Consider the following 14,649-nt stretch of genomic DNA (forward strand, 5'->3'; position numbering starts at 1 on the left):
CGCCTACACCCGGGTGTCGACCGCCGAGCCGTCCACCGGCACCAGCCGCGTGAGCTGCGTCACGTGCCGCGGCTCGAGCTCGTCGAGCGACGACACCCCGAGCAGGGTCATCGTGCGTTCGATCTCGCTGCGCAGGATCGCGATCGTGCGATCGACACCCTGCCGGCCACCGGCCATCAGGCCGTAGAGGTAGGCCCGGCCGATGAGGGTGAACTTCGCACCGAGGGCGATGGATGCCACGATGTCGGCGCCGTTCATGATGCCGGTGTCGACCATGACCGTCGCATCCTTCCCGACCTCGCGCACGACCTTCGGCAGCAGGTGGAACGGGATCGGCGCGCGGTCGAGTTGGCGGCCGCCGTGGTTGGACAGCACGATGCCGTCGACGCCCTGATCGACCAGGCGGGCGGCATCCTGAACGTTCTGCACGCCCTTGACGACGATCTTGCCGGGCCACATGCCGCGGATGACGTCGAGGTCGTCGTAGCTGATCGTCGGATCCATCGCGGCGTTCAGCAGCTCCCCGACGGTGCCGCCGGTGGTGCTGAGCGAGGCGAACTCGAGCTTGGGCGTGGTGAGGAAGTCGTACCACCACCAGGGCCGCGGGATCGCGTTGACGATCGTGCCGACCGTCAGCTGCGGCGGGATCGAGAACCCGTTGCGCTTGTCGCGCAGACGCGCGCCCGCGATGGGGGTGTCGACGGTGAACTGCAGCGTGTCGAACCCCGCCTTCGCCGCGCGCTCCACCAGGCCGTACGAGATGTCGCGGTCCTTCATGACGTAGAGCTGGAACCAGTTCCTCCCGGGTATCGGCCCCTGAGGCTCGCGAAGGGTGGCCGCCTTGACGTCCTCGATCGAGGTCGTCCCCAGGGTCGACAGGGTGAACGGGATGCCGGCGGCCGCCGCCGCGGACGCTCCGGCGGTCTCGCCCTCGGTCTGCATGAGACGGGTGAACCCGGTGGGCGCGATGCCGAACGGCAGGGCCGAGGGACCGCCGAGGATCTCGCACGAGGTGTCGACGTCGGCCGCGGGACGCAGGATGTCGGGGTGGAACTCAACGTCCTCGAACGCGCGGCGGGCGCGGTCGAGCGACAGCTCGCCCTCGGCCGCGCCATCGGTGTAGTCGAAGGCCGCTTTGGGGGTGCGCCGCTTCGCGATCGCGCGAAGGTCGCCGATCGTCAGCGCAGCGTCGAGACGGCGCTTTCGCGCGTCGAGCTCGGGCTTCTTGAACTGCATGAGCTCGAGGAGCTCGCCGACCTTGGGGAGCTGGCGCTGAACCATGGGGTTCTCACTTTCATGTGGTCTGACCACATCGTAGAACCCCCCGCAGGCTGCCCGCTACGTCTCGCGCGTGATGGTGACCTTCACTTTGAGGTTGCTCCGGCCCGGACCCGCGTACACACCGCGCAGCGGCGGCACGTCGTTGTAGTCGCGGCCCCGGCCCACCAGCACGTGGCGGTCGCCGATCTCGATGTTGTTCGTCGGGTCGAAGCCCTGCCAGTCGCCGGCGAACCACTCCACCCACGCGTGCGACTCCCCGGTCACCGCCTCGCCGACCTCGGCGGAGGGCCTGGGGTGCAGATACCCCGACACGTACCGGGCCGGGATGCCGACCTCGCGAAGCGCCCCGATGGCGATGTGCGCGATGTCCTGACACACGCCCTTGCGCGCCTCCCACGCGTCGACGGCGGTCGAATGCACGCCGGTCACGCCCTGCATGTAGTCGATGGCGTCGCCGATGGCCTCGGCGATGGCGTGGGCCGCGGGGCCCGGACGATCGTGCTGCGCGGCGATCGAGCGCGCGAGCTCGGCGACCTCCGGGTGCGGAACCGTGCGACGCGTCTGCGTCAGCTGCTCGACCGTCGCGATCGAGCGGGCGGACTCCGCGGCCAACTGCTCCCACGTGATGTCGCTGTGCTCGATCGGTCGCGGACGCACCTCGACGAGCGACCGCGCCGTGATCATGAGCGCCGAGTGCGGCGACAGCACGTCGAAGGCCGCGACCCGCGTGCCGAAGTAGTCGACGTACTGGTTGACCGACGTCGACGGTTCGATGTCGAGCGACGAGCTCAGCACGAACTGGCTCTCCGTCGAGTGCGGGAGCATGCGGGCCTCGTTGTACGACGCCGAGACGTCGCCCGGATAGACGAAACCGGTCTGGTGCTCGATGCGCAGACGCTTCATCGCACGTTCCCTTCACCCTGGCGTCGCGCCGAGGGTCCCTGAGCCTGTCGAAGGGGTTGGTGAGCCCGTCGAAGGGGTTGGTGAGCCCGTCGAACCATCATGAGATCTCCCCGATCCAGCTCGGCTCGGCCTGCGTCGGGAAGAAGCGCGATCGGATGGCCTCCGACGCCTCGCGCGTCACCGTCTGCACGCGCTGCATGTGCTCCGGCAGATCGGTGAGCACGTCGCTGACCGGGCGATACTCCAGATCGTTGCGGATCTGACCGAGGGCGCGCAGCACGGTGTTGGAGTGCCCGACGCGATCGGCGCGGGGGTCGATCGCGCTCATGCAGTCCTCGGCGCGCTGGATCGAGTAGATGATCGAGCGCGGGAACAGGCGGTCGAGCAGCAGGAACTCGGCCGCATTGCGCGCGCTCGGCATCCCGCGATACGTGCGCAGGTAGGCCTCGTACGCGCCGCAGGAGCGCAGGATCGTCGTCCACGACGGACCCGACACCTCCGTCAGCGACCGCGTGGCCAGAAGGCGCGCCGTCATGTCGGTGCGCTCGATGCTGCGGCCCAGCGTGAAGAACTGCCACGCCTCGTCGCGGTTCGTCGAGGAGTCGACGATGCCGATGGCCAGGGCCGCGCGCTCGCGCACCCACTGGAAGAACTCGTGCACCTTGTCGGTCTGCAACCGCCGCGGCATGCGGGAGTTCGTGGTGTTGAGGATCTCCCACAGCTCGGTCGAGACGATCTCGCGCGCCCGGCGGGCGTTCTCACGCGCCGCCGTGAGCGAGTAGGCGATGCTCGACGGGTTCATGCGGTCGACGGCGAGGCGGGCGAGCACGTCGTCGCGACGCACCGTGTCGACGTTCTCGGGCCAGGCCGAGCCCATGACGCTCAGCAACGACCGGCAGGCGGTGTCCTCGTCGATCCAAGGGTCTTCGAGAAGCAGCTGCAGGTGCACGTCGAGGATGCGGGCGGTCCCGTCGCTGCGCTCGATGTACCGCCCGATCCAGAACAGCGATTCCGCGATGCGGCTCAGCATGAGCCGACCTCCTCGGTCACCGAGCTCGCGGACGGGTCGGGGACCCGCTCGCGGGTCTGCTGCTGCTGCTCGGCCTGCGGACCGTGCTGCACCCCGGCATCCTGTTGCTGCTGCTCCTGCTGCTCCTTGCCCGAACGCGATTCGCTCGGCCGCGGGTCACGCGGGGAGGTGGCGGGCGCGGGCTGCCCGTCGTAGATGATCGGGATGGCCTCGGTCACCGCCGCCTGGTCGGCGACGAGTCCCGAGACGCCGTTGCCCTGGCCGTACTCGACGTGCGAGGGCGCGGCGCCGCCGATCACCCACGTGTCCTTCGAACCGCCGCCCTGGCTGGAGTTCACCACGAGCTGCCCCTCGGGCAGCGCCACGCGCGTGAGGCCGCCGGGCAGCACCCAGATGTCGTCGCCGTCGTTGACGGCGAACGGACGCAGGTCGGCGTGGCGGGGTCGCATCCCGTCTTCGACCAGCGTGGGGATGGTCGAGAGCATGACGACGGGCTGGGCGATCCAGCCGCGCGGGTCGGCGAGCAGGCGCTTGCGCAGCTGCTCGAGCTCGGCCGGCGAGGCGTCGGGGCCCACCACGAGCCCCTTGCCACCGGAGCCGTCGACGGGCTTGACCACGAGCTCGGGCAGCCGGTCGAGCACCTCTTCGAGGGCGCCCGGGTCTTCGAGGCGCCAGGTGTCGACGTTCTTGAGGATCGGCTCCTCGGCGAGGTAGTACCGGATGAGGTCGGGCACGTAGGTGTAGAGCAGCTTGTCGTCGGCGACCCCGTTGCCCACGGCGTTGGCGATCGTGACGTTGCCCAGGCGCGCGGCGAGCATGAGGCCGGGCGCACCCAGCATTGAGTCGGCGCGGAACTGCAGCGGGTCGAGGAAGTCGTCGTCGACACGGCGGTAGATGACGTCGACGCGCTGCGGGCCGCGGGTCGTGCGCATGAACACCTTGCCGCCGATGCACAGCAGGTCGCGGCCCTCGACCAGCTCGACGCCCATGAGGCGTGCGAGCAGCGTGTGCTCGAAGTACGCCGAGTTGTAGACGCCCGGGGTGAGCACGACGATGTTCGGGTCGTCGATGCCGGGCGGGGCCGACGCGCGCAGGGCGGCGAGGAGCTTGTTCGGGTAGTCGCCGACGGGCCGCACGCGCATCGAGACGAACAGCTCCGGCAGCGTCTGGGCCATGACGCGGCGGTTCGAGATGACGTACGAGACGCCCGAGGGCACACGCACGTTGTCTTCGAGCACGCGCATCTCGCCGTGCTCGTCGCGGATCAGGTCGATGCCCGACACCTGGATGCGCACGCCGTTGGCGCTGCGGATGCCGGCGGCCTGGCGGTAGAAGTACTGCGACGACGAGATCAGCCCCGCGGGCAGGATGCCGTCGCGCACGCAGTGCTGGTTGCCGTACGCGTCGTCGAGGAACGCCTCGAGTGCCTTGACGCGCTGCTTCACGCCGGCCTCGATGCGCGACCACTCGTCGTACGCGATGACGCGCGGCACGGCATCCAGGGGGAAGGGCCGCTCCTCGCCCGCGAAGTCGAACGTCACGCCCTGCGCCAGGTACGAGCTCGCGAGCGACTCGGTGCGTCCGCGCAGCTCCTCCTGGGTCATCTGCGCGAGCGTCTGGTACAGCTCCCGGTACGCCGCGCGAGAGGGTGCGGCTTCGCCCGGACTCACCGGGACACCGAACATCTCGTCGAACGCCGGGACGCCGGATGCGGTCTTGCGCGGCGCCAGCGTGGAGCCGTAACCGTCGAACAGGTCACCCATGCGACGACTCTACTCAGCGCCGTGTTGCCGCCACGTTTCCCGGGCGGCGATCCCGGCGGATGGATAGAGTGACGCTCACCTCGCCGCCACGACCAAGGGTGCCTCCATGCGCGTGCTCGTCACCAGTTCCCGCAACACCTTCGCGCTCGATCTGATCCGCAAGCTCGGGAGCGTCGGTCACACCGTCTTCGCCAGCGACACATACGACGGAGCGGTCGGGAGCCACTCGCGCTTCCTCGCCGGACACCTGACGACGCCGTCGCCGCGCTTCGAGACGGATGCCTTCATCGCCGCCGTGAGCGCGTACGTCACCGAGCACGACATCGACCTGATCATCCCCACCTTCGAGGAGGTGTTCCACCTCGCCGCCCGCGCGACGGACCTGCCCGCGGGAACCCGCCTCTACGCGGGCCGCTTCAGCGATCTCGCCCGCCTGCACGACAAGGCCAGCTTCCAGCGACTCGCCCAGGATGCCGGGGTGCCCATCCCCGAGACCGTCGTGGTCACCTCGCCCGACGAGCTGCGCACCGCCATCGACCACTTCCCCCGGTACTTCGCCCGCGCGGCGTTCTCGCGCGGCGGCGTGGGCCTGCTGACCAACACCGGACCGCTCGCCGGCAAGGTGCCGATCGAGGACTGCGTGCCCACGCCCGAGCAGCCGTGGCTCGTGCAGCCCTTCGTCGACGGGCCGATGGTGTGCACGTACAGCGTGGTGGTCGCGGGCCGGGTGCAGGCGCACACCACGTACAAGGCCGCCGAGCAGTGGGCGCACTCCACCGCGATCGCCTTCGTCGCCGTCGACAGCACCGACACGCTGCGGTACACGCAGCAGCTCGTCGACGCCCTCGACCCCGGGTTCACGGGCCAGATCTCGTTCGACTTCGTCGACCACGGCACGGACGCCGCCCCGGATTACAAGATCATCGAGTGCAACCCGCGGCCCACCAACGGCGTCATCCTGCTCGACGCCGACGATGTCTCGAAGGCGATCCAGGGCGAGCTCGCCGCGCCCGTCGTCGCGATTCCCGGCACGCAGCGGCAGATCACGCTCGCCGTGATCGCCGACGCGTTCACCGAGCCGCTGTCGCACCTGCCGAAGACGCTGCACGATCTGCTGACCGTGCGCGACGTCGGTGCCGGGTGGTGGGACGACGCCGCGATGCTGTGGAGCCCGGCGACGATCGTGCACGGCGCGAAGATCTCGCACGGCGACCGCAAGGAGGCGCTCGCCGCGCTCGGCGACGACATCGTCTGGAACGGCGAGCCGATCGCGGGCATGAGCGAAACGGATGCCGCCGCCCTCGAGGCCGTGCACGCCAGCCGGGCGTGAGCGCCGCCTCCCGGCATCCGTCTCTCCTCCCCACCGACCTGCCCGCGCGTAGCCGCGCGAGGGGTCAAGAACTGTCGCCCGGCGCCTCTCCCGGCGACAAGAATTGACCCCTCACGCGGCTTGACACCCCGGCCTGGTCGCCGCGCGTAAAGCGCGAGGGGTCAGGAGCCGGGGCGCAGCACGACCTTGATGCAGCCGTCCTCCTTCTTCTGGAACGTCTCGTACAGGCCGGGGGCGTCGTCGAGCGGGGCGTGGTGGGTCACCAGGTCCATGACGCCGAGCGGGTCGGCGGGGTCCTCGACCAGCGGAAGCAGGTCGTCGATCCAGCGCTTGACGTTGCACTGGCCCATGCGCAGGTTCAGCTGCTTGTCGAACATCGTCTTCATGGGCAGCACGTCGGCCTCGCCGGCGTAGACACCGCTCAGCGAGACGGTGCCGCCGCGGCGCACGAGGTCGATCGAGGCGTAGACCGCGGCGAGGCGGTCGAGCCCGGCCTTGTCCATGAGCTTTCGCGCGAGGGCGTCGGGCAGCAGGCCGACGGCGTTCTGGGCCAGCTTGATGCCGCCGTTGCCGTGGGCCTCCATGCCGACGGCATCCACCACCCCGTCCGCCCCGCGGCCCTCGGTGAGATCGACGAGTTCGTCGACGACCGTGTCGGTGAGGTCGTAGGTCAGGATGCCGTGGCGCTCGGCCATCGCGCGGCGCTCGGGCTCCGGCTCGATCGCCAGCACGCGGTACCCCAGGTGCACGCCGATGCGGGCGGCGAACTGCCCGACCGGCCCGAGCCCCATGACCGCGAGGGTGCCGCCCTCGGGCACGTTCGCGTACTGCACGCCCTGCCAAGCCGTGGGAACGATGTCGCTGAGGAAGAGGTAGCGGTCGTCGGGCAGGTCGTCGCCGACGCGGATGTGGTTGTAGTCGGCGAGCGGAACGCGCAGGTATTCGGCCTGTCCGCCCGGCACCTGGCCGTAGAGCTTGGTGTAGCCGAAGAGCGCGGCACCGCTGCCGTACTCGCGCACCTGCGTCGTCTCGCACTGCGACTGCAGGCCGCGGCGGCACATGAAGCAGTGGCCGCAGGAGATGTTGAACGGCACGACGATGCGATCGCCGACGGCGAGGTTCGTCACGGCCGAGCCCACCTCGACGACGACGCCCATCGGCTCGTGGCCGAGCACGTCGCCCTTGTCGATGAAGGGTCCGAAGAGTTCGTAGAGGTGCAGGTCCGACCCGCAGATCGCGGTGGACGTGATCTTCACGATCGCATCGGTGGGCTCGAGGATCTCGGGGTCGGGGACCTCCTCGACGCTCACGTTGCGCGTGCCCTGCCAGGTCAGTGCCTTCATGGTCGTGCCTCTCGTTCCGGGGTCTGCCAGTCTGCGCCCGGCGCGCGTACGCGGCCGAGGTGGTTGACGAGCCCCCCGGCCATGCGTCACGCGCCCGGGGCCGCCAGCGGCGGTGCGTCGATCCAAGCGTGCACACGCGCGAGGAACGCGGCATACCCGGCCGGCGTGCGCCCCGTGAGGCGACCCGACGTCTCGACCTCGTGCTCGTCGCTCGCCCGCTCGCGCGCGCCGAGAGCCCGCACCGCGCGCACGAGCGCGACGTCCTCGTGCTCGACGAGATCCGGGATGCCGCCTGCCTCGGTGTACGTGCTCGCCCGCACCCCGAGATTCGCGCCGTGCACGTTCCCGGGCGGTCGGCCGCGGTGATGGGTCGCGAGCCAGTAGGCCGCATGTCGGGCGCTGAGGTCGGCGAAGTCGGGGCGGACGGTGCCGAGCACGAGGTCGACCCCCGCGTCGGCGAGGTCGAGCTGGTGCGTGATCCAGTCGGGGGGCACCACGGTGTCGGCATCCGTCATCGCGATCCACGTCTGCCGCGGGTCGACGTCGCTCAGGGACAGCGCGTGCGTGACCCCGATGCGGCGGGCGGTGCCGACGCGGCGAGCGGTGATCGTCACGGACTCGACCGGCCAGCGGGCGACCTGCGGGGCCGTGGTGTCGGTGCAGGCATCGAGCACCACGACGACCGTCGCCACCAGGTCGGGGTGCCGCTCGCGCGCCGTCGCCACCGCGCGGACGACGGATGCCAAACACCGCCCGATCAATGCCTCTTCGTCGTGCGCCGGGATGACGACGGCCACCGCCCTCACGAGACGAGCCCGGCCTCGGCCGCGACCGACCGCGCCCCCGGGTGCGCGAAGACCTCGAGCACGAAGTCCTCCTCCTCGTGCCGCACGAGACGCACGAGGTCGGAGCGTGCGGCGAGCGCATCGTGCACCTCGTCGCCACTGCGCGGATACTCCGCGACCGGATGCCGCCAGTGGCAGGCGACGAGGTGACCGTCGGGGGTGAGCGAGGCGACGGCGGCGGCGAGCCCGCGATCGAGGTCGGACCCGGCCCAGTAGTAGGCGACCTCCGACAGCACGACGAGGTCGAAGGCACCCTCGGGCCAGTCGTCGGGAAGGGTCGCCCGGCGCAGCTCGACGTTCCCGCGGTCGCCCAGCCGCCGGCGTGCGCGCTCCAGCGCGGCCTCGGCGAGGTCGACGGCGAGCACCCTGTCGCTGCGGTTCGCGAGCTGCGCCGTGAGCGCGCCCGTCGAGCACCCGGCCTCGAACGTCGCGCGGTAGTGGCGCCAGGGCAGGGCGGCGAGGAGCACGGCGCGCTTGCGCTCTTCGTACCAGCGCGAATCGAAGCCCCACGGGTCGTCGTGCCGGGCGTACATGTCGTCGAAGTAGGCCTGGCCAACGGATGCCGACGGCCCCGCCGCGTCCGCGCTTTCCCGCGGCGCGACCACGCTTGCGCCGGCGCCCTCCGCCATCCTCGCGGTCGGCGCCGGCGTCGCGCCCGCGCCCTGCGGCACGAGGGAGCCCTCGGCATCCCGCACCTCGGCGCCGGCGCTCGCACCGACTCCCTCCGGCGCGAAGAACACCTCGGCATCCCTCTCGAAGTGCGCGCGCATGCGGACGTGCACCATCGCCTCGTCGCCCGGCGCCGGCGACAGCGGTCGCAGCTGACTCGCGTGCGCGTCGAGGGCGCGGGTCTTGGCATCCTGAACGCTCGGGTCGAGCGCGAGACGCTCGGCGCGATCCCACGGCACGTCGTCGGAGGTGCCCCAATGCCAGAGCCAGATCGGGAACGCGCGCGAGTGCACCCCGCGGGCCGCGCACACCTCCTCGACGATCTCGCCGACGACGCGGTGATCGCGGTGTCCGTCGCCGCGCCAGGGCGACAGCACGAGCACGCGGTCGGAACCGGCGCGGTCGAGAGCGTGCGTCACGGCGGCGGCGATGGCGTCGCGGTGCTCGTCGGTCCCCCCGTCGGGCAGGCCGAGGAAGACCGGGGCGGCGCTCAGCCCGAGTTGGCCCATCGCGGCGTGAAGCTCCCGGCGGCGCAGCAGCGCGAGCGTCGCGGGCGTGTGCGTGGGCGAGTCGGGATGCGATCTCTCACCGTCGGTTGCGACCAGCAGGTCGATCGGGATGCCACGGGCAGCGGCCGTGGCGAGGAGCCCCGCCGCGCCGAGCGTCTCGTCGTCGGGGTGCGCCGCGACGACGAGGAGCCGGTCGACGTCGAGGTCGAGCGCGGGAAGGTCGCGGCGCAGGGCGGCGGTCCAGGATCCCTCGTCGGTGCCCGGCTCGCGGTGGTCGAAGCTCACCATGCGCCGTCACCCCCTGCCACGTCGCCGCCGATCTTCGCGAGATCGCGCTCCGCGTGGTGCTGGCGGACGTAGACCTGCAGGTCGGCGACGCGCCGGGCGTGCGCCTCGTCGGCGACGAGCGGCAGCGGCCCGAGCGCGTGCGCGGCTTCGGCGATCGTCGTCTCGACCGCGTCGGCGACGACCGCACGCGCGCGGGCGGCCCGCAGACCCTCGGATGCCGAGCCCCCGGCGTCGAACACCGCCGCGGTCTCGACGAGGACGGCGCGCGCGGCCCAGAGCGCCGTGTCGGCCCGGCCGAGGTGTACGCGCGAGAGCTGGTCGGCGTGTTCCCCGCCCGCCGCGGCGGCGAGGGCGGTGCGCAGGGGCGTCGCCGCGCCCCACCAGCACGCCGCGACCCCGACCCCGCCGTGCGCGAAGCCGGGCCGGCGCAGGTACCACCCGGCATCCCCCACCGGAACGGCCCGGGCCCCGTCGACGTCGATCGGGGCGCTGACGATGCGATCGAGACCCCGCGCGTGCCAGGGGCCGGAGCGTGCGGTGACGGCCGGGTCGCGAAGGTCGAGCGCGAAGAGCTGCCGGCGCTCGTCGTCGATCCAGGCGGTGACGAGCGCGTGATCGAGGTCGGCGGCGAGAGAGCACCAGGGCTTCGTGCCGCGGAGCGTCCAGCCGTCGGCATCCTGTCGTGCCTCCAGCCGCAGTCCCGCGCCTTCGGCGGCGAACACGCCCCACGAACCAGCCGTGTCGACGTCGATCGCGAAACCGGCCGCCGCGGCCTCGTCGAGGATCGCGAGGGCGTCGAGGTGCGGCTCGAGCACGCGCGCGGCGGCGACGTCGCGGGCGGCGACCGACGCGAGCAGTTCCCACGTCGCCGCGACCGAAGCCGGCCGGGCGACGACAGTGGCCCACGCGAGCGTGGCGGCGACGTCGCTGCCGAGGGCCGGTACGGCATGCGCTCGGTGCAGGGCGTCGCGGACGTCGTCGAGGCCGGGGGTCGTGTCGGGGATGAGCAGGGGGAGTGCGGGATGGTCACCGTCGGTCACGCACGTCAGTGAAGAAACCGTTGCGGATTCCGTCTAGATCGTTGACAGCGCGGCCCGACCGCTGCAGTACTGCGCGAAGACCCGGCTCGGTCAGCGACGCGACCGCAGGCGGCCGTGCCGCACGGCGCGGCTGGCTCAGCGACGCGACCGCACGGCGCGGCTCGGTCAGCGACGCGACCGCACGCGGCCGTGCCGTAGCGCGTCGAGGTGAGCGACGGCGAGCAGCAATCGGGGGAACGACGCCGACGCCCCTTTGCGGGGCAGGCGGTCGAGGGCGGCCTCGTCGCCGGGCAGCCTCGCCTGCTGCCCCCGCACCAGCCGCCGCGTCGCGTTCAGCAGGGCCAGCGGGTGCGTGTCGAGGGCGCTGTGGCCGTTGCGGATGCGCACGAGGGTGGCATCCGGGGCCGACGCCGCCACCCGCTCGGCGATCGCGGGCGGGGTGCGCAGGTCGCGGTCGCCCGAGAGCACCACCAGCGGGAAGTCGAACGAGCGCACCGCCGCGACGAGGTCGTCGGGCTCGCCGACGAACGCCGGGAACAGGTGCGCGAGCGGAAGGTAGGTCAGCGCCGGATCGAGCGGGTGCCCGTCGGGGGTGCCGGCGTAGCCGAGCTCGCGGAACGCGATGGTGCCGACGAGGTCGAACTCGTAGATGCCGGGGATGCGCGGCAGACCGCCGTCGCGCGTGGCGTACGCCCCCAGGGCCCGCCAGGTGAGACCCGCCCGGTGGCGCAGCAGCGGCAGCACGAGGTCGGAGCCGCCCAGCTCGTACGCGGCCCGCACGATGTCGAGCACGACCCGCGGGGCGACACCCGCGGCCACGAGACCTCTCACGCCGCGGGCCATCTCGTCGTCGGCATCCCAGAACAATCCGCGCACGCGCTCCCGCTCGAGGCCGACGTCGCGCGTGGACTGCAGGGCCGAATCGAGCAGCATGGATGCCACGCGCTGCGGATGCCGCGCCCCCAACGCCATCGCCAGATAACTGCCGTACGACGAGCCGACGATCACCGCCCGGTCGATGCCCTCGGCATCCAGCACCGCGACGAGGTCGTCGAGCACCGAGGCGATGCGCATCGCCTCGGCGGGCAGCGGTCGGCCGTCGAGGTCGGTGCGCGACCGGCCCACCCCGCGGTGCTCGACCATCACGAGGTCGAGGCCGCCGCGCGCCGCCCACCGCCGCAGGCCGCGATAGGGCAGGAGCGAGGCGAGCCCGGGGCCGCCCGGGATGACGACGACGGGCGTCGCCCCACGCGGCCCGGTGCGCACGTACGTCAGGTCGAACGCCGGTGCACCGCCCGCGGCCGGGCGGCGGATCGACCGCGGGGTCTCACGCATGCCAGCACGCTACTCGCGGGGGCGGGATGCCGCTGTGGAGAGCTTCTGTGCCTGCGGTATGAATCGACGTACACTCGGCCACATGGCGCCTGAGACCCTCACCCTCATCAGGGACGCGCTCGCGCTCGACCCCGATCAGCGTGCGGTCATCGCGAACGCCCTCCTGCAGAGTCTCCACCCGTCATCCGAACCCGACGACGTCGAGGAGCCATGGCTCACAGAGGCGGCCCGTCGCCTCGACACCGCGCGCGACGGATCATCGGAGACCATTGACGCCGACGCGCATTACGCGCGCCTGCGCGCCTCGCTCGCCGAGTGACGGCCCGTCAGCGCGAGCATCCGGAGGCCGCCGCCGAACTCGACGCCGCCGTTCATTGGTACGAACAGGAGCGAACGGGACTCGGCGCGTTGCTCTTGGACCGGGCGGAGCAGGCCCGCCGCGATCTCGCTGAGTGGCCCGATGCGTCGCCGCCTTCTCGAACTCTCGATGACGGAACGATCGTCCGGAGCAAGGCCATCCACGGGTTCCCGTACCGGATCGTCTACGCAGTCGAGCCGGCGGGTGTCGTGATCCTCGCGTACGCGCATGAGCGCCGCGAACCGGCGTTCTGGGCGCTCCGCCGCGACGAATGAGTCACCGACGCGCGGGATGCCGATTGGCTGTGAAATCGGGCGGGGACGGCGTCGGCGGGCATCGGCATCCATAAGCTCCGATCGTGACCCGCTCGACGTCCTTCTCCCGCGGCATCCCCGCTGCCGCCGCCATCGGGGCGACCGTGCTCGGCGCGGGGCTGGGCGAGCTCGTCGCGGCGATCGTCGCTCCCTCCGCCAGCCCCTTCTCCGTCATCGGCGGCGGCATGATCGACATCGCGCCTGCGTGGGCGAAGAACCTCGCCATCGACCTCTTCGGCACCGGCGACAAGGCGGCGCTGCTCGTCGGCATCGCCGTGCTGCTGCTCGTGGTGGCCGGGCTGGCCGGGCTGCTGGAGTGGCGCCGCCCGCCGTGGGGTCGGGTCGTGCTCGTCGGGCTCGGAGTCGTCGGAGCCGTCGTCGCGATGACCCGCGCCGACGCGGGCACCCTGTCGCCCGTGCCGTCGATCGTCGCGGGCGGCGTCGCGGCGATCGTGACCGCGCTGCTGCTGCGTCGCCTCCGCCGGCCGTCGACGCTCGCGCCGGCCGACACCGGCCTCACCCGACGCGGCGTGCTCGCCCTGTCGGGCGTCGCCGTGATGGCGGGCGCGCTGGCGGCGCTGGGGTCGGTCGCCCTGAGCAGCGGTGCGCGCGCGGTGAGCGCCGTGCGGGCGGCGCTGCGCCTGCCGGCCCCGGCGACCACCGTCGACGTACCGGCCGCAGCCGAACTCGGCATCGACGGACTGTCGCCCGTGATCACGCCCGCCGCCGACTTCTATCGCATCGACACCGCCCTCGTCGTGCCGCAGGTCGACCCGGCCACGTGGTCGCTGCGCGTGCACGGGCTCGTCGAGCAGGAGGTCGTGCTGCGCTGGGACGACCTCGTCGCCCTGCCGCAGCAGGAGACGGTCGCCACCCTCGTGTGCGTGTCGAACGGCGTCGGCGGCGATCTCGTCGGCACCGCGCGCTGGCTCGGCGTTCCGCTGCGCGACATCCTCGCGCGGGCACGCCCCACCGCCGAGGCCGACATGGTGCTCTCGCACTCCATCGACGGGTTCACGGCATCCTCGCCCCTCGAGGCGCTGACCGACGACCGCGATGCGCTGCTGGCCATCGGAATGAACGGCGAACCGCTGCCGATCGAGCACGGCTTCCCGGTGCGCATGGTCGTGCCGGGGCTCTACGGCTACGTCTCGGCGACGAAGTGGGTGACCGAACTCGAGGTCACGCGCTTCGACCGGGCCGAGGGGTACTGGACGCCGCGCGGCTGGTCGGAGCGCGGCCCGGTGAAGCTGCAGTCGCGCATCGACGTCCCCCGTGCCGGCGCACGCGTCGCGGCGGGCGACGCCGTCATCGCGGGCGTCGCCTGGCAGACGCACGTCGGCGTCTCCGGCGTCGAGGTGCAGATCGACGACGGGCCGTGGCAGCCCGCGACACTCGCCACCGCCATCTCGGCCGACACGTGGGTGCAGTGGAGCATCCCGTGGCAGGCGACGGCGGGCGAGCACACTCTGCGCTGCCGCGCGACCTCCACCGCCGGCGAGACGCAGACCGAGGCCCGCACCCCACCCGCCCCCGACGGAGCGACGGGCTGGCCGGAAGTGCGGGTGACAGTCGCCTGAGCGCGCGTGAGGGGTCATTTTTTGTCGCTTCCGAGCGTCCTCGGCGACAGAAAATGACCCC

Annotated in this window: 13 protein-coding genes; 4 read left to right on the forward strand and 9 right to left on the reverse strand. The window is 72.0% G+C overall.

The window, feature by feature from the left end; genetic code table 11:
- Positions 1-3: 3 nt before the first annotated feature.
- From AS029_RS15485 to AS029_RS15500, 4 genes are all read right to left on the reverse strand, one after another.
- Positions 4-1,281 carry an alpha-hydroxy acid oxidase gene (locus tag AS029_RS15485; RefSeq protein WP_058233490.1) on the reverse strand — a complete coding sequence of 426 codons (1,278 nt, stop codon included), beginning with the start codon at positions 1,279-1,281 and terminating at the stop codon, positions 4-6.
- 57 nt (positions 1,282-1,338) lie between these two features.
- Complete coding sequence (locus AS029_RS15490; RefSeq protein WP_058233491.1) at positions 1,339-2,184, reverse strand: transglutaminase family protein; 846 nt, start codon at positions 2,182-2,184, stop codon at positions 1,339-1,341.
- Positions 2,185-2,281: 97 nt separating this feature from the next.
- Complete coding sequence (locus AS029_RS15495) at positions 2,282-3,214, reverse strand: alpha-E domain-containing protein (RefSeq protein WP_058233492.1); 933 nt, start codon at positions 3,212-3,214, stop codon at positions 2,282-2,284.
- A complete protein-coding gene (locus tag AS029_RS15500) occupies positions 3,208-4,977 on the reverse strand; it encodes a circularly permuted type 2 ATP-grasp protein (RefSeq protein ID WP_058233493.1) in 1,770 nt (589 codons plus the stop codon). The genes AS029_RS15495 and AS029_RS15500 overlap by 7 nt, the downstream gene beginning before the upstream one ends.
- 106 nt (positions 4,978-5,083) lie before the next feature.
- On the opposite strand from AS029_RS15500, the gene AS029_RS15505 reads away from it, so the two are divergent.
- Positions 5,084-6,307 (forward strand): ATP-grasp domain-containing protein, encoded by a 1,224-nt coding sequence (locus tag AS029_RS15505; RefSeq protein WP_058233494.1) that lies wholly within the window; start codon positions 5,084-5,086, stop codon positions 6,305-6,307.
- A gap of 161 nt (positions 6,308-6,468) precedes the next feature.
- Here AS029_RS15505 and AS029_RS15510 read toward each other — a convergent pair whose 3' ends face one another.
- The 5 genes from AS029_RS15510 to AS029_RS15530 all read right to left on the reverse strand — a co-directional run bounded on the left by AS029_RS15510 (position 6,469) and on the right by AS029_RS15530 (position 12,336).
- Positions 6,469-7,650: a zinc-dependent alcohol dehydrogenase gene (locus AS029_RS15510; protein ID WP_058233495.1), complete on the reverse strand. Its 1,182-nt coding sequence runs from the start codon at positions 7,648-7,650 to the stop codon at positions 6,469-6,471.
- An 86-nt stretch (positions 7,651-7,736) separates the two neighbouring features.
- Entirely contained in the window at positions 7,737-8,447 is a 711-nt protein-coding gene (locus tag AS029_RS15515; RefSeq protein ID WP_228375970.1) for a glycosyltransferase family 2 protein, read from the reverse strand.
- A gap of 5 nt (positions 8,448-8,452) precedes the next feature.
- Entirely contained in the window at positions 8,453-9,961 is a 1,509-nt protein-coding gene (locus AS029_RS15520) for a PIG-L family deacetylase (RefSeq protein ID WP_074615969.1), read from the reverse strand.
- Positions 9,955-11,001 (reverse strand): acyl-CoA dehydrogenase family protein, encoded by a 1,047-nt coding sequence (locus AS029_RS15525; RefSeq protein ID WP_082642347.1) that lies wholly within the window; start codon positions 10,999-11,001, stop codon positions 9,955-9,957. The genes AS029_RS15520 and AS029_RS15525 overlap by 7 nt, the downstream gene beginning before the upstream one ends.
- Before the next feature lie 165 nt (positions 11,002-11,166).
- A complete protein-coding gene (locus AS029_RS15530) occupies positions 11,167-12,336 on the reverse strand; it encodes an alpha/beta fold hydrolase (protein WP_058233497.1) in 1,170 nt (389 codons plus the stop codon).
- An 82-nt stretch (positions 12,337-12,418) separates the two neighbouring features.
- On the opposite strand from AS029_RS15530, the gene AS029_RS15535 reads away from it, so the two are divergent.
- The 3 genes from AS029_RS15535 to AS029_RS15545 all read left to right on the forward strand — a co-directional run bounded on the left by AS029_RS15535 (position 12,419) and on the right by AS029_RS15545 (position 14,588).
- A complete protein-coding gene (locus AS029_RS15535; protein ID WP_058233498.1) occupies positions 12,419-12,655 on the forward strand; it encodes an addiction module protein in 237 nt (78 codons plus the stop codon).
- Positions 12,652-12,969, forward strand: a complete 318-nt coding sequence (locus AS029_RS15540) for a type II toxin-antitoxin system RelE/ParE family toxin (RefSeq protein ID WP_058233499.1) — start codon at positions 12,652-12,654, stop codon at positions 12,967-12,969. The genes AS029_RS15535 and AS029_RS15540 overlap by 4 nt, the downstream gene beginning before the upstream one ends.
- A gap of 83 nt (positions 12,970-13,052) precedes the next feature.
- A complete protein-coding gene (locus AS029_RS15545; RefSeq protein ID WP_058233500.1) occupies positions 13,053-14,588 on the forward strand; it encodes a molybdopterin-dependent oxidoreductase in 1,536 nt (511 codons plus the stop codon).
- The last annotated feature ends 61 nt before the right edge of the window (positions 14,589-14,649 follow it).

It is taken from the genome of Microbacterium enclense (genome assembly GCF_001456955.1).
Lineage (GTDB): Bacteria > Actinomycetota > Actinomycetes > Actinomycetales > Microbacteriaceae > Microbacterium > Microbacterium enclense.